The sequence below is a fragment of the Pseudolabrys sp. genome (assembly GCF_035943735.1).
GTDB lineage: Bacteria > Pseudomonadota > Alphaproteobacteria > Rhizobiales > Xanthobacteraceae > Pseudolabrys.
The window spans coordinates 46,415-68,459 of record NZ_DASZBV010000022.1; the positions used below are offsets into that span (position 1 = coordinate 46,415).

The window sequence follows — 22,045 nt, forward strand, 5'->3', positions numbered from 1 at the left end:
GGGAATGTTCGGCGCGGCTCTGTATGACTTCCAGCAGATGCACGGGTGGGCGACGTGACTGAAGCGATAACGGCAGCAGTTGGTGGCCAGGAGCGCGCCGGCGCGCCGACGAAGCCTTCGCCCGCAGTCAGCATCGTTGTGCCGTGCTTCAACGGCGGCCACTTCCTCGACGGGCTGATGGCCTCGCTGGCGCGCCAGACCTTCCGCGATTTCGAGATCGTCATCGTCGACGACGGTTCCGGCGATCCGCAAACACTGCGCAAGCTTTTGGCGCTGGACGGGCAGGCAACCGTTATTCGGCAGATGAACCGCGGTCCGGCCGCGGCGCGCAATGCCGGCATTCGCCGCGCCAAAGCCGAACTCGTGTTTGCGCTCGACTGCGACGACACGATCGAGCCGGATTTCCTCGCCGAGACCGTGCCGTTGCTGCGCGCAAGTCCGCCGGACGTCGGCATGGCGTTCACCGACCTGCGCCTGACTGGCGCCGAGACGGGACTGGTCTCGCGCTATTTCAACCGCTTCGACCTGTTGTTCACCAACACGCTGTCGTCCGGACTGGTGATGCGGCGCGACGCCTGGCTTGCCGCCGGCGGCTACGACGAGGCGATGCGGTCGGGCTACGAAGACTGGGATTTCTCGCTGCGGCTGGCGCGCGCCGGCTATCGTGGCCTGCGGGTGGCGAAGCCGCTCTACGTCTATCACATCGCCGACGACGCGGCGCCGAGCCGCTCCACCGAGATCGACACCAAGCGGCTTTACGGCGGCCTGTGGCGCCACATCCGCGAACGGCATGCGGAATCCTATACGATGGCCGCGATGATGCGGCTGTGGAAGGCCTCGCGTGACGGCAGCGGCCGCGTGCCGCTGTGGAAGGGCCTGGCTGCCTGCGCACTGGCGCGGGTGTTGCCGGACGCCGCATTCAACGTGCTGATCGCACGGTTGCATCGCCGCCCGCGGGCCGATGCGGCACGGATGCCGGCCGGACTGTCGGTGTTCGGCACGGCAGCACACAACAGCAACTGAGATTTGGCCGGCGTGGCGAGCCGTGGCCTCATGCCATGCCAGTGGCGGGGCGTCTCACGCCGCGCACGTGCTTGAACGTCGCCGCCGCCAGCCCCCACACCATGCCGAGCAGCAGGAAGAAGTGCCGCCAGTGGTCGCTGTCGATCACGAAGCCCTCGGCCATTTCACCGATGAAGGCGCCCAGCGCCGTGATCATGTAAGGCTGCCACGGCGTGCGCACGAAGACGGTGCGGACGCCGATGAACACGGTCGACAGCAGCATCAGGATATAGGCCATCGCGCCGGCCCAGCCATAGACGAGAAACGCCTGCAGATAGACGTTGTGCTGCTGCAGCCCTTGCGCTGTGGCGAAGCCGAACGGTCCCATGCCGTCCGGAAACATCAACACCGAGGAGAGCGCGATTTCCTGCAGGCGGAAGCGGCCGCCCTGGCCGACGTCGTACGAATTGATCAGGTGCGCGCGCTCGTTGAACATCAGTTGCACCGCCGGAATCGACAGCAGCACCACGATCATCGCGACCAGCACGCCGACGCTGAAGATCGACAGCCCGAACACGCGGAAACGCGACTTCTGCGTCGGCGCCGTCAGGAAGGCGAGGCCGACCGTGACGATGGCCGATACCGCGAAATGAAACCAGGCGCCGCGCGAGAAGCTCAGCAGCAGGCCGAGCAGGATGCAGCCGAGGGGCAGGAGATCGAGCAGGCGGATGCGCTCCGCCAGCACGCGGTACATCAGGAACAGCGCCGGCCAGATGAGGAACGGGCTGAACACGTTCGGGTCCTTGAAGGCTCCGAGCGCGCGGCCGGTCGGCGCAAAGGTGTCCGACCCCGGGAAGGCGTGGAAATAACCGGCCGTGCCGGCAAGCGCCGCGCAGGTTGCCGTGAGCACGTAGGCGATGCGCATGACGGTAATGCGCGGCATCGTGTTCTCGGCGAACAGGCAGGCGAACAGGATGGCGGCGATCGCCAGGTAGATCGACGTGGCCGCGTACTGGATGGTCTTGGGGATATCGAGGGCGTTGATCAGCGAGATCAGGCCGGACACGTTCCAGATGACCAGGCAAAAAACCAGAAGGACCAGCGTGCGGTGCAGCCGCACGCCAGCAATGACGGCGGCGACGGCGAGCACGCCCATCAGCGCGTCGTGCGGCGACGGCTCGATGAAGGCGACCGAGCTCGCCAGCACGGTGATGAACAGCACGATGAGCAGGATGCGCTCGCGCAGCGGCACGACGGCGGCGGGCGCGTAACCGTTACCGTTCGTCCCCGCGTAAGCGGGGACCCAGTTCCTTGCGGCCTCGCTGCGCTGCATCCCTGCGTGCGCGGGGATGAGCGGAGAATGGGACGCCCCGTCGGCCGCAACTGCCATATCGCGCGTTGTGATCAATACGCGTTCTCGGTCTTGAGCAGCGCCAGCGGCGTGCTCATGAGGATGCGCAGGTCGAACAGCACCGACCAGTTCTCGATATAATAGAGGTCGTGCTCGACGCGCTTCTGGATCTTCTCCTGCGTATCGGTCTCGCCGCGCCAGCCGTTGATCTGCGCCCAGCCGGTGATGCCGGGCTTGACGCGATGGCGGGCGAAATAGCCGTCGACCGCCTCGTCATAGAGTCGTGACTCGGCCTTGGCGCTGACCGCGTGCGGACGCGGGCCGACCAGTGACAGATTGCCCTTGATGACGACATTGAGAAGCTGCGGCAGCTCGTCGAGACTGGTCTTGCGGATGAAGCGGCCGACGCGCGTGACGCGCGGGTCGTCTTTGGTGACGAGCCTGGCCGCCGCCGCATCCGTCATGTCGGTGTACATCGAGCGGAATTTATAGACTTCGATGAGGTCGTTGTTGAAGCCGTAGCGCTTCTGCTTGAACAGCACCGGGCCCTTGCTGTCGAGCTTGATGGCGAGCGCGACGATCGCCATCGCCGGCAGTGCGGCGAGAAGCGCGAGGCCGCCGATGATCTTGTCGAACAGCCACTTCATTACGACGTCCCAGTCGGCGATCGGCCGGTCGGCGACGTCGAGCACCGGCACGCTGCCGATGTAGGAGTAGGAGCGAGGGCGGAACTGGAGCTTGTTGGTGTGCGCGGCGAGGCGGATATCGACCGGCAGCACCCACAGCTTCTTCAGCATCTGCAGGATGCGGGTTTCGGCCGAAATCGGCAGCGAGAAGATGACGAGGTCGACGCGCGTACGGCGGCCGAACTCGACCAGATCATCGACCGTGCCGAGCTTGCGTTCGCCGGCTGCGTCTGGCCCGGTGCGGGCGTCGCCGCGATCGTCGAACAGGCCGACGATCTCCACGCCGGAATCCTTCTGTCGGCGCAACTCCTCGATCACGTGGGCGCCGGGCTCGCCGCCGCCGACGATGACGGTACGGCGGGTGAGGCGGCCTTCGCGCGTCCAGTGACGCACCGCGTAAAACAGCAAATTGCGGCAGATGATCAAGGTCGCGAGGCCGGCGAGATAGTAGGTGCCGAGCCAGACGCGGGAGAACAGTTCACCGGCCTTGGCGAAGAACGACAAACCGATCACCACCAGGAAGACGACCGACCAGGCGGAGGCGAGACGCATGTATTGCTTCTCGTAGCCGCGGAACGCCTGCACCTGGTAGATGTCGGCGATCTGGAAGGCGAGCGTGGCGAGACACGCGATCACGAAGGTCGCGGCGACGTAGCGCCAGACCAGCCCGGGCTCCGGCGGCAGGTAGACCGCGTAGATGATCATGCCGACGGCGCATACGATGGCGAATTCCGCCATGCGTACGCTGCCGGCCAGCACGATCGGCGACAACGGCTTCGAGGCGGGCTCGGCCGCGCGCGCCTGAGCGAGCGGCGACAATGGGCGCGTGGTCTTACGCGGCGCGGCACCGGTCGCGGCTGCGACGGCGCTCGAGGCGTGCAGCGGCGCACGCGGTTCGGATTGGGTCATGGCAGAACTCGTTACACATCTGCCCCGGCGGAATTGCAGCGCCGAGCTCAAATCAGCGTGGAAACTTTTAGGCAATGACCGTCAAGAAAGGCTTATCGCAACGCGCGAAAGCGCGTTAACGGGCGCGCGCCGCGCGCGCCTCGTCGTAAGCGGCGAGCACGCCGTTAACCATCACGTCGAGGCTGAACTCCTGCGCGACGCGTGTCCGCAGCGCGGCGGCGGCCGCGGCGGTCCCGTTGGCCCGGTCGAGCGCCTGCGCGATCGCGGCCGCAAGCGCTGGGGCGTCATCCGCCGCAACCAGCCGGCCGGCGGCGGGGCCGAAGATCTCGGCGATGCCGCCAACCCGCGTGGCAATCACGGGCTTGCCGGCGGCGGCGGCCTCCAGCACGACATAGGGTAGCGACTCCGCACGCGACGGTACGACCAGCACGCGGCCGAGGGCGAAGGCTTGTCGCGCCGGCATGGCCCCGGGCAGGCGGATCAAGTCGCGCAGCCCGAGGGTCTCCACCTGCCGTTCAAAACGGTCGCGGTCCGGACCGCCGCCGACCAGGGTCGCGGTCACGCGGCGGCCTTCGGCGGCAAGCCGCGCGACGGCCTCGATCAGCACGTCGACGCCCTTGAGCAGGCGCAATTCGCCGACGAACAGCAGGTCGGTCGCATCGGCCGCCGCCGCAACCGGCTCGAACTCGCCCGGCGCGACGCCGTTGTGGACGATGCGCACGAGGCCTCTCGGCGCGCCGATCTTGGCGCGGAACATGTCGGCGCTGTAGCGGCTCTCGCAGATCAGCAGATCGGTGCGCGGCAGCAGCAGCCGTTCGGCGCCGAGATAGAGACGGCCGGCGAGGCTGTCGCGGCTGTAATGGAGGCTGCCGCCGTGCGGCGTGTAGACGCGCAGCGCGCGGCGTGAGCAGGCGAAGCGGGCATAGGCCCCGCCCTTGGCGCCGTGGCCGTGCACGACGTCGGCCTCGCGCGCAGCGATTCGCCGCATCACCTGCGTGACGGCGAGAAGGTCGCCCAAACCGGGGCCCCGGCGCATCGGAAATCGGGTGAGGCCGAGCGCCAGCGCGGGCTCGAGTTCCCTCAGGACGGCATCGGCCGCCGCGCCGCCGGTGCTCGAATCCATGACGAGGCCGACCTTGTGCCCGCGTGCGATCTGCCCCCGCGTCACGTCGAGAACGTGGCGAAACAGCCCGCCCACAGGCGTTCTGAGCACGTGCAGGATGTTGAGGGGGCGCATCAGCCGCTGCGCCTCGCTGGCCATGTCATTCGAGCCGAACCCCGGATCGCACCTGTTGCTACCGCGAATAGGTGGGTGGCTGGTTAACGAAAACTGACCGCGATCCGAAAGCGGCGGCGGATTAACGAGGAAGCAACCATAATCGGGTCTGATCGCTGCACTGCCGCAGTGTGTGCGCTGGAGTAGCGATGTTCTTCCGCAAGAAAGCCAAAGCCGAACCCAAGCCGGTCCCGCCGCCGCCCGTGCAGCCGGTGCGGGCGCCGGCCGTATTCGCGCCGACCGGCGAGCCGGATATGCGCAGTCTTGGCCGCATTCTCTGGCAAAAGAGAATGCGCATCCTGACGGTGACCGCGTGCGCGGCGGGCGCTGCCTTCGTCATCGTCAACATGATCACGCCGCGCTACCGCTCCGAGGCGCGGATCCTGCTCGATTCGCGGGAAAACGTGTTCCTGCGCGCCGACGCCGACAAGCAGATCGACCGCACCACGATCGACCCGGAAGCGGTGACGAGCCAGATCCAGGTCGTTTCCTCGCGCGATCTCGCCCGTCAGGTCGTGAAGAACCAGAATCTCGCCGACAATCCCGAATTCGACCCCTCGCGCGGCGGCCTGACGCCGTTGCGCACGATCCTCGGGCTCCTCGGCATCGGCCGCTCGCCAACCGAGATGACCAAGGAGGAGCGCACGCTCGAGGCCTATTACGACCGGCTCAATGTTTCCTCGGTCGACAAGTCGCGCGTCATTACCATCGATTTCTCGTCGGCCAATGCCGATCTTGCCGCGGCTGTCGCCAACAACATCGCCGACACCTATCTGCACATGCAGCAGGTGTCGAAGCAGGACCAGACCCGCGCCGCCGGCGACTGGCTGGCCGGCGAGATCACCAAGATGCGAAAGCGCGTCGCCGACGCGGAGGCCAAGGTCGAGGACTACCGCGCGCGCACCAGCCTGTTCTTCGGCAGCAACAACACCTCGCTGCCCAGCCAGCAACTCACCGACCTGAATGCGCAGATCGCGACCGCGCGCGGCCAGCAGGCCGATCTGGAGGCGCGGGCGACCCAGTTGCGCCAGATGATCCGGTCCGGCGCATCGATCGATTCATCCGACATCGCCAATTCGGATTCGATGCGCCGCCTCGTCGAACAGCGTATCGCCTTGCGCTCGGCGCTCGCCGAGCAGTCGACGACCTTGCTCGACCAGCATCCGCGCATCAAGGAGCTGAAGGCGCAGATCGCCGAAGTGGATCGTCAGATCCGCAGCGAGGGCGAGCGCCTGGCGCGCCAGTTCGAGAACGACGCCAAGCTCGCCGGCGACCGCGTCGCCCAGCTCCGCGCCAGCCTCGATCAGGTCAAGAAGTCCGCGTCGCAGTCGAACGAGCAGGACGTGCAACTGCGCGCGCTCGAGCGCGAGGCCAAGACCGAGCGCGACCTGCTCGAGTCGTATCTCGTCAAGTATCGCGAGGCGACGGCGCGCGACAGCATCAACGCCGCGCCGCCCGAGGCGCGCATCATCTCGCGCGCCACGCCGGCGCTGCAGCCGGCCTATCCGAAGAAACTGCCGAGCGTGCTGATCGCCGCCTTCGCCGGGTTTGCCCTGTCGACGGGTTTCATCGTGACCGGCGCGCTGCTCGGTTCGCCGGGCGGCGAAGCGGTCGCGCCTGCCGCCTATCCCTATGGCGCTTACGCGCCAACCGCTTACGCTGCGCCGGGCTATGAGCCGCGCGTGGCGATGGCGCCGCCCGCATTGGCGCCCGATACGCCGCTGATGCCGCGCGTCGCGGCGCCGCCGCTGATGCCGGCGATGGCGGCTGGCTTTGCCGCTCAGCCGTCTATCGTGCCGCTGCCGGTGTCGAATATCGACCAGATCGCGCGCAACCTGCGCCAGAGCGGCGAGTTCGGACGCCGCGTCACCGTTATCGGCGGCGCGCGCAATGTCGGCACGACCTACGCGGCGATCACCTTGGCGCGCACGCTCGCGCGCGAGGCCAATGTCGTGCTGGTCGATCTCGCCTTCGGCGCGCCAAATCTGTCCGTGATCTCCACCGACTCGAACGCGCCCGGCATCGCCGAACTCGTCGCCGGCGCGGCCTCGTTCGGCGACGTCATCACGCGCGACCAGTATTCGAACGTTCACCTGATCGCCACCGGCAATGTCGGCGGTAACGCCATGGCGCTGGCCGCCTCGCCGATGCTGCCGGCGATCGTCGAGGCGCTGGGGCAGAGCTACGAGCACGTCGTGCTCGATATCGGCGCTGCGGACGAGGTGCAGGTGGAGCGGTTTGCGCCGATGGCGCAGCGCGCCGTACTGGTTGCCTCCGACCCGGCGAACCCGGGCACGCGCGCCGTGCGCGAGCGCCTGATGCATGCCGGATTCGGCGATGTGATGCTGCTCGCGGGCGTGCAGCAGCCGGTCGCGGCCTGAGAGCGTCAGATCGCCGGCGCCAGGCGGCCGCGCATCCGGCGCACCGTGCGCACGGCCGACCACAAAGCAGGATGCTGCTTCAAGGCGCGTTTTCCCGCGGCGGCGGCGCTGAAGGCGAGCGCCGGCAGCTGTCCGGCGCCGGTCAGCGGCAGATAGCTGTCGAACAGCGGCTCGGCATCCTCGCAGAACAGATGCTTGTAGCGCGACTGGCCGACGCCGAGGTCGAACGTGTCGAGCCCGCGCTCGCAGCAAGTACGCACGAGCCGCACGATCAGCTGTTCGCCCGGGCTTTCCGCCGCGTAGCGGCCGGGCTGGATGGAATTGAACATGGCGCAGAAGCGGCCACGCGCGGCGATGCCGCCCATGGTCGCCACCACCATGTCGTCGACCGAGAGCGCATAGAGCTCGATCGGCGCCGTGCGTCCGTCCTTGGACTCGACCGCAGCCTCGATGAAACGGCGCACGCCGGGCGCCGCGAACACGTCGGGCAGGCCGAGCTGGCGCATGCGCGCGCTCTTCTGCTTGAAGAAGGCGTCGAGCACGCGGTGCACCTGCCGCGCGCCTGTCGCACGTTCGAAGCGGACCTCGCCCATGTCGGCGAGGCCGCGCTCTTTCTTGCGCATCTTCTTGCGCGTGGCCGAATTGGTGCGGACGCGGATCAAGGCCTCGAAGTCGGGGATCAGCGCGCCGCTGAAACCGTGATTGGGGGAGCGTTGGTGCCGCAACTGCGCCATCGGATTGGTCGTGCCGCCCCAGGTGAGCGGCTGCGCGGTGAGCATCATCAGGTCGGCGTGCTCGGCCAGCCGCCTGGTAATGAAGCGCAATTCCGGCGCATCGATCGCGGCGGCGACATCGCGCTGCCACAGGCCCATGTTGAAGTTCGCGTGCTTGCCGCCGAGGAATTCGAGGACGCGCAGGCCGGCGAGCCGGCGCAATCCGAGCGGCCAGAGGAAGAGGGGGCGGCCCGACTGGTTGAAGCCGGCGACGATGGCCGGGCGGATTCCGGCCGCGGCGCCGAGATGAGCCTGCCAGTGATTCAGGAAATCGTAACCCTGATACGGGGTCGCGAGGGTGCAATTGGTCGCTTCCAAAGCGCGCCATGGCGCCTCGGCAGCGGCGAAATTATCGAAAACGGCGACCTCATCGACGTGGCAATCGATGGGTGCAGGGCGCGTTTCCTCCGGAAATGCGCGCAGGGCAACGACATTCATCGGTAAATGACCCCCGGAAACGGTCACAGGTTCGCAAAGATTCATCAATAAACGGTTGGAATAATATATCGCTTTCGGTCGACAGGCCGGGCCAGGGGACAGGGCGTGAAGAAAACCATCATCCGGACCGGGCTCGAGACGCTCTACATCAGCGGCATGCATCATCTGATGCGGCCCGTGTTCGGCGGCGTGGGCTGCATTTTGACATTGCATCACGTGCGCCCGCCGCGTCCGGATGCCTTCCAGCCGAACCGGCTTTTGGAAGTCAGCCCCGTCTTCTTCGAGGGGCTGCTGCGCCGGCTCAAGCGCCGCAAGCTCGACATCATCTCGCTCGACGAGATGCATCGCCGCTTCGTTGCCGGAGATTTCAAGCGCCGCTTCGTCTGCATCACCTTCGACGACGGCTACAAGGACGTGATGCGCTGGGCCTGGCCGCTGCTGAAGCAGTACGAGGCGCCGTTCGCGCTCTATATCCCGACCAGCTTCCCGGACCGGCTCGGCGAGTTGTGGTGGCTTGGGCTCGAGGCCGTGATCGCGCAGAACGATCAGATCGGCATGACGATCAATGGCGAGCAGCGTTTCTTCGAATGCAGGAGCGTGAGCGCCAAGCGCGAGCTCTATGATGGGCTTTACGGCTATCTGCGCAGCATGAAGAGCGACGATGAGGTGCGCCGCACGGTGCGCGATCTCTGCGCCTGCTACAAGGTCGACATGGCCGCGCTCTGCCGCGAATTGTGCATGGACTGGGATGAGCTGTCGCAGATGGCCGCCGATCCGTTGTGCACCATCGGCGCGCACACCGTGAACCATCCGATGCTGAAGAAGGTGAAGGACGATGCCGCGGTGCGCGCCGAGATGGAGCAGAGCCGCGCCGTGCTGCACGCCGCGCTCGGCGTGCGGCCCGAGCATCTTTCCTATCCGGTCGGCGATCCGACCTCGGCCGGCCCGCGCGAATTTCGCATCGCCGCCGAGCTCGGCTTCAAGACCGCGGTGACGACGCGACCCGGCGTCCTGTTCCGCGTGCACCGCGAGCACCTGATGGCGCTGCCGCGCATCTCCGTGAACGGCGAGTTCCAGCAGCAGCGCTATCTGAAGGTGCTGATGTCCGGCGCCGGCACGGCGTTCTGGAACGGCTTCCGCCGCGTCAACGCGGCGTAGACCCGTCGCCTGACTCGCAATTGTCATGGCCGGGCGCCAACGGCACCGCAGCATAGATTCTTTTAATTAGGACTATTGACCAGTCCTAGCTCGTGTGCCTATTATTCCTATGTCCGTTCCGGCCGGGGGCGTCGTCGCGAGGCGTCTCGATTGACGGGAGCGGATGCGGTGCCCGCGGACGAGGGAATACGCATCCCCGTCCCCGGGCGGCGACGGGGCTCCACTCGCAGGCACTAGGACCTGCCGCCAGGAGCTGGCTGACAGGCGTGGCTGGTCCACGTTCTCGAAAGCGTGGCCCGTACGCCGTACTGACACCGCTGTGGCGCGCCGAGAGGCGCCCGCATGTTTCGAGAGAGACATGCGGCTCAGGCTACCAATGACGCGCCTCATCGGCGCGCCACGCCCTCGGCTTATGTCGAGGGGAAAGAGGAAGGCCGGCTCACCCGGGGCCGTTCAAACAACACGGGCGATCCGTCATGCGTGGCGCAAAGCGGGCAGGCCCGCCGCGCGCAAGCTGTTTGACAGTTGAATAGGGGAGACGAAAAACGGCGATCTTGTCCGCGCCCGTTACTGCGGCGCGTCCGGCCGCGACATCCAGGCGATCAGCGGCATGGCCGGCAGCACCCAGCCGAGGCCAGCGACGACATAATAGAGCGCCGCCACAAATCCGTTGATATTGAGCAGCACCGATTGGGCGAGCGCCATGGCGACGAGCCCCCACACGGTCACCAGCGCAAGAAGCGCGATCGTGCCGATGAATTTGCGGGTGCGGATTCTCATGGCGGCCTTTCACTACCGCCATTTGCCGGGCGGCGGAGCGGACTATATGGTCCGCGGCGTCTCCTGCAAGCCGAAGTCGAGCGATGTCTGACTTGTCTCTGTCCCGCCTGCGTCCGGTGCGGCTTTGGCTCCTTGCCGCCGCCGCCATGATCTTCCTGACGCTGATCGTCGGCGGCGCGACGCGGCTCACGGAAAGCGGCCTGTCGATCACCGAATGGAAGCCGGTCACCGGCGTGGTGCCGCCTTTGACGCAGCAGGCATGGCAGGCGGAGTTCGACGGCTACAAGCAGATCCCGCAGTACCGCGAACTCAACGAGGGCATGACCCTCAACCAGTTCAAAGTGATCTATTTTTGGGAATGGACGCACCGGCTCTTGGCGCGCACGGTCGGCATGGTGTTTCTGCTGCCGTTCCTGGTCTTCCTCTGGCGCGGCATGATCCCGAAGCACCTGCAATGGCGGCTGTGGGGCATCTTCGCCGGCGGCGCCGCGCTCGGCGTGGTCGGGTGGTGGATGGTGTCGTCGGGACTTGCCGGCAGCGACCGCGTCAGCGTGTCGCAATACCGGCTCGCGTTTCATCTGACGCTGGCCTGCGCCATCTTTGCCGCCATTTTGTGGACGGCGCAGCAATTGCGGCCGCAGGCGCCGCCGATGCCGGCGCGGCTGCGCGCCACCGCGGCCGTGCTCATGCTGCTGGTGCTGCTGCAAATCTATCTCGGCGCGCTGGTCGCCGGTTCCGGCGCCGGGCTCGTCTACAACACATGGCCGACGATCGACGGATCGTTCATTCCCGCGCTCGACAGTCTCCTGCACATGACGCCGGCGTGGCGGAACTTCTTCGAAAATACACTGACGGTGCAGTTCGATCATCGCATGGTCGCCTATACGATCTGGGGCATCGCGGTGCTGCACGCGCTCGACGCGTGGACGTCGCGCCGCGGCGTCGCCGGTGCGTTGACCGTGGCGATTCTGGTCACGTTGCAGGCGACGCTCGGTATCGTCACGCTGCTCTATCAGGTGGCGCTGCCGCTGGCGCTGACGCACCAGATGTTCGCCATCGTCGTGTTCACCGCGACAATCGCACACGCCGAGCGACTGTCGCATCATGAGGTTGGCCGCGTGCCGCGCGCGGTGCCGGTGGAGCAGGGCGCATGATCGAGCTCGAAACGGTCGACGGCGTCGCCGTCCTGCGCATGCAGCACGGTCGCGCCAATGCGCTCGACATCGAATTCTGCGAGGCGCTCACCGCGCGCTTTGCCGAATTGCGCGGCGAGGGCGCCGAGGCGATCGTGCTCACCGGCGCCGGCTCGATCTTCTCCGCCGGCGTCGACTTGAAGCGCGTCAGCGCCGACGGCGCCGGTTATGTGCGCGTCTTCCTGCCGGCGCTGCACCGCCTCTACGCGGAAATCTATTTCCACCCGAAGCCCGTCGTCGCGGCCATCAACGGCCACGCGGTCGCCGGCGGCGCCATCCTCGCTTGCTGCGCCGACCGCCGCATCATGGGCCACGAATGCGGCCGCATCGGCGTCACCGAGCTCCTGGTCGGTGTGCCGTTTCCGGCGCTCGCCTTCGAAATCCTGCGCGCGTCGGTGCCGGCCGAGTATCTCGCCGAGTTTGCCTATAGCGGCGCCACCTACATGACCGACGACGCGCTCGAATGCGGCTGGGTCGACGAGATCGCCGAACCGGAAGAGCTGCTCGAGGATGCCGTTGCGGTGGCCAAGGAACTTGCGACGATTTCGCCTGCCGCCTTCGCCGAGACCAAGTCGCAGATCCGCGCGCCGGTCGCCGAGCGCTATGCCGCCACGGGCGAGGCCACCGAAGCGGCGGTGACCGATCTGTGGTGCGCCGACGACACGCTCGCGCGTCTGCGCGCTTACGTCGCGCAGCATCTGACGAGGTAGTCAGCGCACCGGAAAATCATATTCCCGCCGCGGATCGGCGGCGGGATACGAGAAGTGCCACCATTCGCGCTTGTAGTTGACGAACCCGTGGCGGGCCATCGCCCGGACCAACCGGTCGCGACGTTGACGTTGCTCCACAGTCAGCCCGCCGGCGCGGGTGTAACTCTTCGTGCTGAAACAATCGAAGCTCGTGCCCATGTCGAGACTGTCGTCCGGCGCCCGCTCCGACGCCGGGCCGGCGCAGGAGCCATAACGCGCGCTCGCGTCGAAGGCCGCCGCATGCTGTGCTCCCTGCGGCACCAGCGTCAGGTCGACGGCGACGCCGCGCGAATGCGCCGAGTGCGACGCGATGTAGCCGAGCGCGAACAGGCGGCCCTTGCGCAAGCCCGGATAGAAGCGCCGGGTGTCCGGCGTCGCGTGCGGATCGGCGGCCCAGCGTGCCATCGCGGCGACCGCGCGCGTCGGTCGGTAGCAGTCGTAGACCTTCAGCGACAGGTTCTCTTTGGCCAGATCGGCCTGCGCGCGCTTCAAGGCCAGCGCCGCCGCGCGCTGCAGGATGCACGCGCCGGCGTCGTAGCCGGGCAGGGAATGGCCGGTGAAATTGTTCGCGGTCGCGTAGCGCATGTCCTGCGCGATGGTCGGGTCGACGTCGCGCAGATGCACGAAGCCCGCCGGCAGCGGTTGCGCCGCCGCCGCGCCGGTGACGAGCGCCAGCGCGACGGCCAGCGCCGGCCGCGCGGCCCTCACGTCAGCGCCTGTTCCAGATCGGCGATGATGTCGGCCTTGTCCTCGAGCCCGACCGACAGCCGCACCACGTCCGGGCCGGCGCCGGCCTGCACCTTCTGCGCGTCGGAGAGCTGCTTGTGCGTGGTCGAAGCGGGATGGATGATCAGCGAGCGCGTGTCGCCGATATTGGCGAGATGCGAGAACAGCTTCACGTTCGACACGAGCTTCACGCCGGCGTCGTAGCCGCCCTTCAGCCCGAACGTGAACACCGCGCCGGCGCCCTTCGGCGCGTATTTCTTCGCCAGCGCATGATACCTGTCGCTGGGCAGGCCCGGATAGCTCACCCACGCCACCTCCGGCCGCTGCGATAGCCATTCGGCGACCGCCAGCGTATTGTCGCAGTGCCGCTGCATGCGTAAGCCCAGCGTCTCGGTGCCGGTGAGGATGAGGAAGGCGTTGAACGGCGACAGCGCCGGCCCGAGGTCGCGCAGACCGAGCACGCGGCAGGCGATGGCGAAAGCGAAATTGCCGAAGGTCTCGTGCAGCACCATGCCGGAATATTCCGGCCGCGGCTCGCACAGCATCGGATACTTCTTGTCGCGCGACCAGTTGAAGGTGCCGCCATCGACGATCATGCCGCCGATCGAGTTGCCGTGGCCGCAGAGGAACTTGGTGAGCGAATGCACGATCACGTCGGCGCCGTAGTCGATCGGCTTGCACAGGTACGGCGTGGCCAAAGTGTTGTCGACGATGAGCGGCACGCCGGCCTTGCGTGCGATATTGGCGATGGCCTCGATGTCGGTGATGACGCCGCCCGGGTTGGCGATTGACTCGATGAAGATCGCTTTGGTCTTCGGCGTGATCGCCTTTTCGAAGCTCGAGAGGTCGTCCGGATCGGCCCAGACTACGTTCCAGTTGAAGTTCTTGTACGCGTGGTTGAACTGGTTGATCGAACCGCCATAGAGCTTCTTGGAGGCGACGAACTCGTCGCCCGGCATCATCAAGCTGTGCATGACCAGCACCTGCGCGGCGTGGCCGGAGGCGACGGCGAGGCCTGCGGTGCCGCCTTCGAGCGCGGCGATGCGTTCCTCGAGTACGGCGCAGGTCGGATTGCCGATGCGCGTGTAGATGTTGCCGAAGGTCTGCAGGCCGAACAGCGCCGCGGCATGGTCGACGTCGTCGAACACGTAGGACGCCGTCTGGTAGATCGGCGTGATGCGCGCGCCGGTCGTGGGGTCGGGCTTGGCGCCGGCATGGATCGCCAGCGTGTCAAATCCCGGAATGCGTTCGCCGTCCGCCATGGTGATCCTCGCTCCGTCGCATGCGGCGCATGCCGCAGTGTTGACGTGGATTGAACGGGGCCCGCCGAGCAAGGTCAAGCGGGCACAGCGCGCAAGAAAGGACTATGGCGCAGCCGGGAATAGGAGAGGATCTATTCTCCCGGCGGGGACTACTGCGCGTCGCCGCGGTCGTCGTCACCGAGGCGCATCTTCTGCACGCCCTTGCCCAGCGACTGCGGCCGCTTCGACGACAATGTCCGGGAGTTGACGCCGATCCAGGAGATCTCGCTCGACAGCCGGCCGTATTCGATCTTCGGGCAGCGGTTCATCACGACTTTCAGGCCGGCATCCTCGGCGCGTTTCGCCGCCTCATCGTTGCGCACGGTGAGTTGCATCCAGATCACCTGCGGTTTGGGCGTGAGCGTCAGTGCCTCGTCGACGATCGGTGGCACATTCTCCGTGGCGCGGAAGATATCGACCATGTCGATCGGCACGGGGATGTCGGACAGCGAGGCGTAGACCTTTTGTCCGAGTACTTCCTTTCCGGCCTGACCCGGATTGACCGGGATGACGCGGTAGCCGCGCTCGAGCAGGTACTTGAACACGAAATAGCTCGGCCGGTTCTCCTTCGGCGAGAAGCCGACCATGGCCACGGTCTTCACCGTGTTGAGGATGCCGCGGATGTAGCTGTCGGGATAACTGTCGTGGTTCATTGCGTCTGAACTTGCGCGAGTTGCGCCCGCAGCGTCGCATTCTCGGCCTCGAGTGCGGCAATGTGCCGGCGGACGTCGGCAAAACCTGCCTCGAGTTGCGCCTCGGTGTAGCGCGTGACGATGTGCTGCGAGCAGTTGACGTCCCATGCCTCGATGGTGAACAGGATTGCCCGTTCCGGCTTCGCCTTGTAGCCGGCGTCGAACAACTTTTCGACCAGCGCGACGTCATTCTCGATCACGCGGGCGCGGCCCCAGATCTTGATGCGCTGCTTGCGCGCCGGGTCGAGCAGGAAGAGATAGGCGCGGTCGTTCTCGGACAGGTTGGCGAGCGTGATGTATTGCCGGTTGCCGCGATAGTCGGCAAAGCCGAGCGTCTTCTCGTCGATGACCTTGATGAAGCCGGGCGGGCCACCGCGGTGCTGGATGTAGGGCGCGCCGTCGGCGCTGGCCGTACCGAGGAAGACGGTGTCCTGCTCGGCGATGAACTTCGCGAGCTCCGGCGTCACCGTGTCCGGAAAGCCCTCGGCGACGCGCGCGGCGTAGGCGCGCGCCGAACCGCGCTCGGCCTGCGCCTTCTGCGCGGCCGGCGTGAACACAATGGAGGCATTGTTCATGGGGCTCATGTCCAGCGGGGAGAAATGCCCGCCGAACATAGGGCTTGGGGAAAGGCCCGCAAAGAGCCGCTCAAGCGCGTGCGATTATTTCTTCGCTTCGGCGACGACTTTCTTGCAGGCGGCCGAGAGCTTGCCGTCGTGCTTCGCCAGGCAGGCGAGGACGCGGCCGCCGCCCGGCATGGTGCCCTTGCAGAAAGCGTCGTAGTCGACCTTGCAGGCGGCGCGTTGCGCGGCGGTGAAGTCCTGCGCCTGCGCGGCGGCAAAGGTCAGTGCGCCGAAAGCGAGCGCGGTGAGGGTGGTGCGGATCATGGTCGTCCCCGTGATATGAAGCATCGATTCGATTGATGCCAAAGACACCGGATCTGCCGGCAGTGCGCAATTGGAGAAATTTGGGCGGATCAGGCGGTCCGGTCCATCAACGATCCTCCCATTTGGCATCACGTTTTTCGATGAATGCGCAGATGCCTTCCTCGGCGTCGCGCGCCATCATGTTCTCGGTCATCACCTCGGACGCGTAGGCGTAAGCCTCCACCAAAGGCAGTTCGAGCTGGCGGTAGAACGCCTCCTTGCCGACCTTCAGCGTGTAGGACGACTTCGACGCGATCTGCCGCGCGAGCGTCATCGCCGCGTTGCGTTCCTCGCCGGCCGGCACCACGCGGTTGACGAGGCCGATCGCCGCGGCGCGCTCCGCCGGCACCAGGTCGCCGGTGAGCAACATCTCCATCGCGTGCTTGCGCGCGACGTTACGCGACAGCGCCACCATCGGCGTTGAGCAGAACAGGCCGATGTCGACGCCCGGCGTGGCAAACATGGCGGCGGTCGAGGCGACCGCGAGATCGCAGCTCGCGACAAGCTGGCAGCCGGCGGCGCTTGCCGCGCCCTGCACGCAGGCGATCACCGGCTGCGGGAGCGCGACGATCTGCTGCATCATGTCGCTGCAGGTCGTCATGATGTGGCGGAAGAAGGCGCGGCCGCCGTCGGCGTCGCTGCGGCGTGCCGCCAATTCCTTGAGGTCGTGGCCAGCGCAGAAGGCCAGACCGTTTGCGGCGAGCACGACAGCGCGCACGCTGCCGTCGTTTTTGATCTCGCTCAGCGCGGCGGACAGCGTCTTCAGCAGGCTTTCCGACAGGCTGTTGCGCGGCTGCGGCCGGTTGAGCACGAGCACGGCAATGTCGCCTTTGCGCTCGTGCAGCAGGACGGGGATGTCGGCAGGCTTGTTCATGGCACAAACGATAGACGGCTCATGCTGTCGCGCAAGTGTCGGGAACGCGATCCTTGCCCTCACGTTTCCGCTGCGAGGAGAGGATCATGGCCAAACGCCGCCGCAAGAAGACGTCCGCCCGCCGCACCCGCCGCTGGTCACAGCGCGTCACCGACACCAGTGATGCGCTGACGCTGAAAGAGGGCGTGTTCAAGAAGAAGTCGCCGAAAGCCGTTGCCGCTTCGCTGAAGCGCTCGGCCGAGCACAGCCGCCGCCGCAAATCGGACCCGTACCGCTCGGCCATGTCGATGCTGACCTTCTACATCAACCGCGCCGGCAAGGGCCTGTCGAAGACCCGCAAGGCCAAGCTCGAGAAGGCCAAGGACGAATTGCGCGCCCTCTACGGCCGCGAGCGCAAAGGTTGACGGCCCGCCGCGCCCGCCTATGACGGAGCGGGGCCGGCCTCCTGCCGGCGACGGGGGTGACGATGAAGGCGCCGGCGCTGAATGCGGACCAGATCGCCGACCTGCTGCACCAGGAGTTCCCGCAGGCTTTCTATGAGGGCTGCGGGTTGACCCTCGAGCGGGTCGACTATGGCAGCGTGCGTGTCCGGCGGCATTTCCACGAGGACTACGTCCGCCCCGGCGGCACCATCTCCGGCCCGACAATGATGGAACTGGCTGATTTCGCCATGTACGTCGCGGTCTTTTCGGCAATCGGGCGGCAACCGCTCGCGGTGACCACCAATCTCAATATCAACTTCCTGCGTAAGCCGGCGCCCGCCGATCTGATCGCGGAGGCGAAATTGCTCAAGGTCGGCAAGAGGTTGGCCGTGGGTGAGGTGGCCATCTATTCGGACGGGCAGGACGAGCCGGTGGCGCACGTCACCTCGACTTATTCCATCCCATCCAATAGCAATTAAGCGATGGTAATATAGAACCAATAACAGGTGTCAAAATACCATTCTAGTAAGCTATTGAATTATACTGATATTACGCCAGTGAAAGCCGTTGACCGCAGCGGAATGCTCCGTTACACAGCGGCACCTTCGGAGCGCGCTGATCGCGCCCGCCTATTCCCAAGGATCTGTCATGAAGACCTATTCGGCGAAGGCCGCCGACATCGAGAAGAAGTGGGTCACGATCGACGCCACCGGGCTCGTCGTCGGCCGTCTTGCATCTATCGTCGCGATGCACCTGCGCGGCAAACACAAGCCGACCTACACGCCGCACGTCGACGACGGCGACAACGTCATCGTCGTCAACGCTTCGAAGGCCGTGTTCACCGGTCGCAAGCGCGAGCAGAAGGTTTACTACCATCACACCGGCTTTATCGGTGGCATCAAGGAGCGCACCGCGAAGGCGATCTTCGAGGGTCGCTTCCCCGAGCGCATCGTCGAGAAGGCCGTTGAGCGTATGCTCCCGCGCGGCCCGCTCGGCCGCGTGCAGCTCGGCAATCTGCGCGTCTATCCGGGTGCCGAGCATCCGCACGAGGCGCAGAAGCCGGCGAAGCTCGATGTCGCGGCCATGAACCGCAAGAACGTGAGGAGTGCCTGATCGTGGCCGAGACCGTACAGTCGCTGGAAGGTTTGGCGGGTCTCAAGACCGCCGCCCCGGAAGGCCCCAAATATGAGAAGAAGGTCGATGCGCAGGGCCGCGCCTATGCGACCGGCAAGCGCAAGAATGCGGTTGCGCGCGTGTGGATCAAGCCGGGCTCCGGCAAGATCACTGTCAATACCAGGACGGTCGAGGTGTTCTTCGCTCGTCCCGTGCTGCGCATGCTGATCCAGCAGCCGCTCGTCGCCGCCGGCCGCAACGGCCAGTACGACATCGTCTGCACCGTCTCCGGCGGCGGGCTGTCGGGCCAGGCCGGCGCGGTGCGCCACGGTCTTGCCAAGGCGCTCACTTATTTCGAGCCGGAACTGCGCGGCGCACTCAAGCGCGGCGGCTTCCTCACCCGCGACTCGCGCGTGGTCGAGCGCAAGAAGTACGGCCGCGCCAAGGCCCGCCGTTCGTTCCAGTTCTCGAAGCGCTAAACCTCGCTTCGTTCGCGATTAAAAAGGGCGCGCCCCCGCGGCGCGCCCTTTTTTTGTTGTCCACATCGTTATCGCGCGGTGCGCGGCATTGCGCGGGAAATTTTTACCCGACCGCAATGCCTGCGGCACCATGGTCGCGCCCGGGGATCACTCATCGCTGGTGACCGGACCCCGAGTCGGGGAGCGCGGTAATTCGATGCGGCTGGACATTCCGACACTCGCGGTGGTGACGGTCTTCGTCACCGCATTGCTGGGCGGCCTGTTGCTGTTCGCCGGCACCCAGAACCGCGCCATGCGCGCGCCCACGGTCTGGGGCCTCTCCTTTCTCCTTGGCGCAACGGGTCTCGGCCTGGTGATCGTGCGCGACCGCGTGCCGGACTGGCTGTCGATCGAATGCGCCAATGCGCTCGTGCTCGCCGGCATGTCGCTGATCTGGACGGGAGCGCGGCTGTTCGACCGCCGCACGGTTCGCCTCGCACACATCGTCGCGGTTCCCACGCTCTGGTTCGCCGCCTGTCTGCTGCCTGTCGTCGGCCGCGACATCAACGCGCGCACGATGCTCTGTTCTGTGCTCGCCGCCACGCTGAGCGTCCTGACCGCGCGCGAGCTCTGGCGTGGCCGCGGCGAGCCGCTGCTGTCGCGCTGGCCGACGGTGCTGACGCTGCTCGGCTACGCGACGGCGATGCTGGCGCGGATCCCCGCGACGGTGCTCATGCCGCAGATCGCGACATCGACCGATGTCCTCGGCAGCGCGCTGTTTCCGGCGCTCGCCTTCGGCACCTTGATGTTCACGATCATCCTCGCCTTCTTGCTGCTCAACATGAGCAAGGAGCGCACCGAGCTGCAGCACAAGATGGCCTCGCTGGTCGATCCGTTGAGCGGCGTGGCCAACCGGCGCGCCTTCCTCGCCGGCGCCGAGCAGATCGGGGCGCAGACCAGCGCCGGCGAGCGCCTCGGCGTGATGCTGTTCGACCTCGATCACTTCAAGGCGATCAACGACGCCAACGGACACGCGACCGGCGACGCCGTCATCAAGCTCTTCGCCCGCGAAGCCGCGCGCACGCTCGGCCACGGCGCGCTGTTCGGCCGCATCGGCGGCGAGGAGTTCGGCGCGCTGATGCGCGTCGGCGACGGTGGCGATGTCATTGACGTCGCGCAACGCATCCGCCTCACCTTCGCGGCGGCGGCCGCGCGCAGCGGGCTCGGCGTGTTGTCCACGGTGAGCATCGGCGTGGCGATCGCGGACGACGCCGGCGACGATATCGAAGACCTGCTGGCGGCGGCGGATCGCGCGCTCTACCGCGCCAAGGCGAACGGGCGCAACCGCGTGGAATATGCCGGCGCGCCCAATCCCGAGCCGGCGGCGTCGGTCGGGCGTGACGGTTTCATCGGGCCCGAGCGCCGCGCCGTCGGCGCCTGAGCGCGCCGCGTTTGATTCCAATTCGCGGCAGTGTTTCGTCGAAGCGGACGAAGCTGCGAAAGCTTTCGCCCATTCCTCATGCCTAACATGTCACCGCTCGCCACGGCCTCGAATCCGGCGATGCGGAGGAGCTATGATCGCCGGCCCGACGCCTGCTCTGTCTCTCGACGTCCCGACGCTCGCCTTCGTGTCCATCGCTCTCGCGGGGCTGCTGGGCGTCTTTCTGGTGATCTCCTGGGTGCAGGACCGTAACGTCCCATCGCTCGCCTGGTGGGGCTCGGCCTATCTGATCGGTGCCTCGTCGGTGGCGCTGTGGCTCGCCCCAGCGCCGCGCTTCCACATCCCGCCGGAAGTGCCCGAGGCGATGACGTTGCTCGCGTGCGGCGTGGTCTGGAGTGGCATCCGCCTGTTTCACGGCCGCACCCTCAAGCCACTCGTCGCCTTTGCCGGGGCCATCGCCTGGCCGGTGCTGTGCGATCTGCCCGGCGTTGCAGAAGGAAGCGACGCCCGCATGGGGCTCGGCGCCGCGCTGGTCGCCGCCTACACCTTCGTCATCGCCTTCGAGCTCTGGCGCGAGCGGCGCAAGTCGCTGTTCTCGCGCACCGCGGCGATCGTCGTGCCGTCGCTGCACGCGGCGATCTTCCTGATGCCGCTGGCGATGCAGGCCTTCATGCCCGACCAGGTCGCGGCCCAGTGGCTGACGGTCTTCGCCCTCGAGACGATGATCTATGCGGTCGGCACCGCCTTCATCATGATGCTGATGGTCAAGGACCATCACGTCTATGTCTATCGTCGCGCCGCGACCACCGATCACCTTACCGGCCTGCCGAACCGGCGCGCCTTCCTGCAGGACGCCACGACTTTGTGCGCGTTGCAGGCGCGCAAGGGCCAGCCGGTCACCCTGATGATGTTCGATCTCGACCACTTCAAGTCGATCAATGACCGGTTCGGTCACGCCACCGGCGATGAGGCGCTCAAGGTCTTCGCGCAGGTGCTGGGCACCAGCATGCGCGCGAGCGACATCATGGGTCGGCTCGGCGGCGAGGAGTTCGCGGCCATCGTCGCCGGCAACATGGAAACGACCGCCAGGATCGCCGAACGCATCCGCGCCGGTTTCGAGGCGGCCGGATTCATGATCGGGGGACATGTTTTGGGCGGCACCGTCAGCATCGGCGCCGCCACCGCGACCGAGCCGGTGGTCGACATCGACGCGCTCCTCAATCGCGCCGATGAGGCCCTCTACGAAGCCAAGCGCGGCGGCCGCAACCGCATCTGCGCCGCGCCGGACGTTGCACACGCGCCGGCCGCGCTTTCGGACGCCGCGCGGCGGCGAGCGCCGGCCGCGCGGCAGACGGCGCCGGCCCCGTCGCTCTGAACATCCTGGCACCGGGCCGAATGA

At 66.7% G+C, this 22,045-nt stretch carries 22 protein-coding genes; 11 read left to right on the forward strand and 11 right to left on the reverse strand.

All coding sequences use genetic code 11. The features are described from left to right. The first annotated feature begins 54 nt into the window (after positions 1–54). Positions 55–1,023 (forward strand): glycosyltransferase family A protein, encoded by a 969-nt coding sequence (locus VGV41_RS17135; protein ID WP_326865165.1) that lies wholly within the window; start codon positions 55–57, stop codon positions 1,021–1,023. A gap of 28 nt (positions 1,024–1,051) precedes the next feature. Here VGV41_RS17135 and VGV41_RS17140 read toward each other — a convergent pair whose 3' ends face one another. The 3 genes from VGV41_RS17140 to VGV41_RS17150 form a co-directional block, all read right to left on the reverse strand. Then, positions 1,052–2,335 carry a hypothetical protein gene (locus VGV41_RS17140; protein ID WP_326865166.1) on the reverse strand — a complete coding sequence of 428 codons (1,284 nt, stop codon included), beginning with the start codon at positions 2,333–2,335 and terminating at the stop codon, positions 1,052–1,054. A gap of 71 nt (positions 2,336–2,406) precedes the next feature. Beyond that, positions 2,407–3,948 carry an undecaprenyl-phosphate glucose phosphotransferase gene (locus VGV41_RS17145; protein ID WP_326865167.1) on the reverse strand — a complete coding sequence of 514 codons (1,542 nt, stop codon included), beginning with the start codon at positions 3,946–3,948 and terminating at the stop codon, positions 2,407–2,409. A gap of 115 nt (positions 3,949–4,063) precedes the next feature. Next, entirely contained in the window at positions 4,064–5,209 is a 1,146-nt protein-coding gene (locus VGV41_RS17150) for a glycosyltransferase (protein ID WP_326865168.1), read from the reverse strand. A gap of 164 nt (positions 5,210–5,373) precedes the next feature. On the opposite strand from VGV41_RS17150, the gene VGV41_RS17155 reads away from it, so the two are divergent. After that, the gene (locus VGV41_RS17155) at positions 5,374–7,605 is read left to right on the forward strand and encodes an exopolysaccharide transport family protein (protein ID WP_326865169.1); all 2,232 of its coding nucleotides are present in this window, start codon (positions 5,374–5,376) and stop codon (positions 7,603–7,605) included. Positions 7,606–7,610: 5 nt separating this feature from the next. Here the strand turns inward: VGV41_RS17155 and VGV41_RS17160 are convergent, their stop codons facing one another. Continuing rightward, positions 7,611–8,816 (reverse strand): GNAT family N-acetyltransferase, encoded by a 1,206-nt coding sequence (locus tag VGV41_RS17160; RefSeq protein WP_326865170.1) that lies wholly within the window; start codon positions 8,814–8,816, stop codon positions 7,611–7,613. Positions 8,817–8,921: 105 nt separating this feature from the next. Between VGV41_RS17160 and VGV41_RS17165 the strand changes: the two genes are divergently transcribed. Then, on the forward strand, positions 8,922–9,974 hold the full coding sequence (locus VGV41_RS17165) for a polysaccharide deacetylase family protein (RefSeq protein WP_326865171.1): 1,053 nt from the start codon (positions 8,922–8,924) through the stop codon (positions 9,972–9,974). A 567-nt stretch (positions 9,975–10,541) separates the two neighbouring features. Here VGV41_RS17165 and VGV41_RS17170 read toward each other — a convergent pair. Then, positions 10,542–10,754, reverse strand: a complete 213-nt coding sequence (locus VGV41_RS17170) for a DUF2842 domain-containing protein (RefSeq protein ID WP_326865172.1) — start codon at positions 10,752–10,754, stop codon at positions 10,542–10,544. A gap of 83 nt (positions 10,755–10,837) precedes the next feature. On the opposite strand from VGV41_RS17170, the gene VGV41_RS17175 reads away from it, so the two are divergent. Together VGV41_RS17175 and VGV41_RS17180 are read left to right on the forward strand one after the other, a co-directional pair. After that, the gene (locus VGV41_RS17175) at positions 10,838–11,908 is read left to right on the forward strand and encodes a COX15/CtaA family protein (RefSeq protein ID WP_326865173.1); all 1,071 of its coding nucleotides are present in this window, start codon (positions 10,838–10,840) and stop codon (positions 11,906–11,908) included. Beyond that, a complete protein-coding gene (locus VGV41_RS17180) occupies positions 11,905–12,657 on the forward strand; it encodes an enoyl-CoA hydratase/isomerase family protein (RefSeq protein ID WP_326865174.1) in 753 nt (250 codons plus the stop codon). Before VGV41_RS17175 ends, VGV41_RS17180 begins: the two co-directional genes overlap by 4 nt. Here the strand turns inward: VGV41_RS17180 and VGV41_RS17185 are convergent, their stop codons facing one another. The 6 genes from VGV41_RS17185 to VGV41_RS17210 form a co-directional block, all read right to left on the reverse strand. Continuing rightward, entirely contained in the window at positions 12,658–13,404 is a 747-nt protein-coding gene (locus VGV41_RS17185; protein ID WP_326865175.1) for a M15 family metallopeptidase, read from the reverse strand. Further along, positions 13,401–14,684, reverse strand: coding sequence for an O-acetylhomoserine aminocarboxypropyltransferase (locus VGV41_RS17190; protein WP_326865176.1), 1,284 nt, complete (start codon positions 14,682–14,684; stop codon positions 13,401–13,403). The genes VGV41_RS17185 and VGV41_RS17190 overlap by 4 nt, the downstream gene beginning before the upstream one ends. 149 nt (positions 14,685–14,833) lie before the next feature. Further along, on the reverse strand, positions 14,834–15,376 hold the full coding sequence (locus tag VGV41_RS17195; RefSeq protein ID WP_326865177.1) for a CoA-binding protein: 543 nt from the start codon (positions 15,374–15,376) through the stop codon (positions 14,834–14,836). Continuing rightward, a complete protein-coding gene (locus VGV41_RS17200; RefSeq protein ID WP_326865178.1) occupies positions 15,373–15,990 on the reverse strand; it encodes a pyridoxamine 5'-phosphate oxidase family protein in 618 nt (205 codons plus the stop codon). Before VGV41_RS17200 ends, VGV41_RS17195 begins: the two co-directional genes overlap by 4 nt. 84 nt (positions 15,991–16,074) lie before the next feature. Then, entirely contained in the window at positions 16,075–16,299 is a 225-nt protein-coding gene (locus VGV41_RS17205) for a cysteine rich repeat-containing protein (RefSeq protein ID WP_326865179.1), read from the reverse strand. Positions 16,300–16,405: 106 nt separating this feature from the next. Continuing rightward, complete coding sequence (locus VGV41_RS17210; RefSeq protein ID WP_326865180.1) at positions 16,406–17,212, reverse strand: enoyl-CoA hydratase; 807 nt, start codon at positions 17,210–17,212, stop codon at positions 16,406–16,408. Between the two features lie 86 nt (positions 17,213–17,298). On the opposite strand from VGV41_RS17210, the gene VGV41_RS17215 reads away from it, so the two are divergent. From VGV41_RS17215 to VGV41_RS17240, 6 genes are all read left to right on the forward strand, one after another. Next, positions 17,299–17,616 (forward strand): DUF3175 domain-containing protein, encoded by a 318-nt coding sequence (locus tag VGV41_RS17215; protein WP_326865181.1) that lies wholly within the window; start codon positions 17,299–17,301, stop codon positions 17,614–17,616. Positions 17,617–17,678: 62 nt separating this feature from the next. Continuing rightward, on the forward strand, positions 17,679–18,113 hold the full coding sequence (locus tag VGV41_RS17220) for a PaaI family thioesterase (RefSeq protein ID WP_326865182.1): 435 nt from the start codon (positions 17,679–17,681) through the stop codon (positions 18,111–18,113). Positions 18,114–18,282: 169 nt separating this feature from the next. Further along, the gene (gene rplM / locus VGV41_RS17225) at positions 18,283–18,747 is read left to right on the forward strand and encodes a 50S ribosomal protein L13 (protein ID WP_326865183.1); all 465 of its coding nucleotides are present in this window, start codon (positions 18,283–18,285) and stop codon (positions 18,745–18,747) included. A 2-nt stretch (positions 18,748–18,749) separates the two neighbouring features. Then, a complete protein-coding gene (gene rpsI / locus VGV41_RS17230; RefSeq protein ID WP_326865184.1) occupies positions 18,750–19,226 on the forward strand; it encodes a 30S ribosomal protein S9 in 477 nt (158 codons plus the stop codon). 196 nt (positions 19,227–19,422) lie between these two features. Continuing rightward, complete coding sequence (locus VGV41_RS17235; RefSeq protein ID WP_326865185.1) at positions 19,423–20,646, forward strand: GGDEF domain-containing protein; 1,224 nt, start codon at positions 19,423–19,425, stop codon at positions 20,644–20,646. A gap of 133 nt (positions 20,647–20,779) precedes the next feature. Then, positions 20,780–22,021 carry a GGDEF domain-containing protein gene (locus VGV41_RS17240; protein WP_326865186.1) on the forward strand — a complete coding sequence of 414 codons (1,242 nt, stop codon included), beginning with the start codon at positions 20,780–20,782 and terminating at the stop codon, positions 22,019–22,021. Positions 22,022–22,045: the final 24 nt, after the last annotated feature.

Coding starts and splice junctions, on each gene's coding strand:
- VGV41_RS17190 (WP_326865176.1), bottom strand. CDS start 14,684: ATGGCGGACGGCGAACGCATTCCGGGATTTGACACGCTGGCGATCCAT.
- VGV41_RS17175 (WP_326865173.1), top strand. CDS start 10,838: ATGTCTGACTTGTCTCTGTCCCGCCTGCGTCCGGTGCGGCTTTGGCTC.
- VGV41_RS17220 (WP_326865182.1), top strand. CDS start 17,679: ATGAAGGCGCCGGCGCTGAATGCGGACCAGATCGCCGACCTGCTGCAC.
- VGV41_RS17205 (WP_326865179.1), bottom strand. CDS start 16,299: ATGATCCGCACCACCCTCACCGCGCTCGCTTTCGGCGCACTGACCTTT.
- VGV41_RS17140 (WP_326865166.1), bottom strand. CDS start 2,335: ATGCAGCGCAGCGAGGCCGCAAGGAACTGGGTCCCCGCTTACGCGGGG.
- VGV41_RS17215 (WP_326865181.1), top strand. CDS start 17,299: ATGGCCAAACGCCGCCGCAAGAAGACGTCCGCCCGCCGCACCCGCCGC.
- VGV41_RS17240 (WP_326865186.1), top strand. CDS start 20,780: ATGATCGCCGGCCCGACGCCTGCTCTGTCTCTCGACGTCCCGACGCTC.
- rplM (WP_326865183.1), top strand. CDS start 18,283: ATGAAGACCTATTCGGCGAAGGCCGCCGACATCGAGAAGAAGTGGGTC.
- VGV41_RS17145 (WP_326865167.1), bottom strand. CDS start 3,948: ATGACCCAATCCGAACCGCGTGCGCCGCTGCACGCCTCGAGCGCCGTC.
- VGV41_RS17170 (WP_326865172.1), bottom strand. CDS start 10,754: ATGAGAATCCGCACCCGCAAATTCATCGGCACGATCGCGCTTCTTGCG.
- VGV41_RS17160 (WP_326865170.1), bottom strand. CDS start 8,816: ATGAATGTCGTTGCCCTGCGCGCATTTCCGGAGGAAACGCGCCCTGCA.
- VGV41_RS17150 (WP_326865168.1), bottom strand. CDS start 5,209: ATGGCCAGCGAGGCGCAGCGGCTGATGCGCCCCCTCAACATCCTGCAC.
- VGV41_RS17195 (WP_326865177.1), bottom strand. CDS start 15,376: ATGAACCACGACAGTTATCCCGACAGCTACATCCGCGGCATCCTCAAC.
- VGV41_RS17210 (WP_326865180.1), bottom strand. CDS start 17,212: ATGAACAAGCCTGCCGACATCCCCGTCCTGCTGCACGAGCGCAAAGGC.
- VGV41_RS17155 (WP_326865169.1), top strand. CDS start 5,374: ATGTTCTTCCGCAAGAAAGCCAAAGCCGAACCCAAGCCGGTCCCGCCG.
- VGV41_RS17235 (WP_326865185.1), top strand. CDS start 19,423: ATGCGGCTGGACATTCCGACACTCGCGGTGGTGACGGTCTTCGTCACC.
- VGV41_RS17200 (WP_326865178.1), bottom strand. CDS start 15,990: ATGAACAATGCCTCCATTGTGTTCACGCCGGCCGCGCAGAAGGCGCAG.
- VGV41_RS17180 (WP_326865174.1), top strand. CDS start 11,905: ATGATCGAGCTCGAAACGGTCGACGGCGTCGCCGTCCTGCGCATGCAG.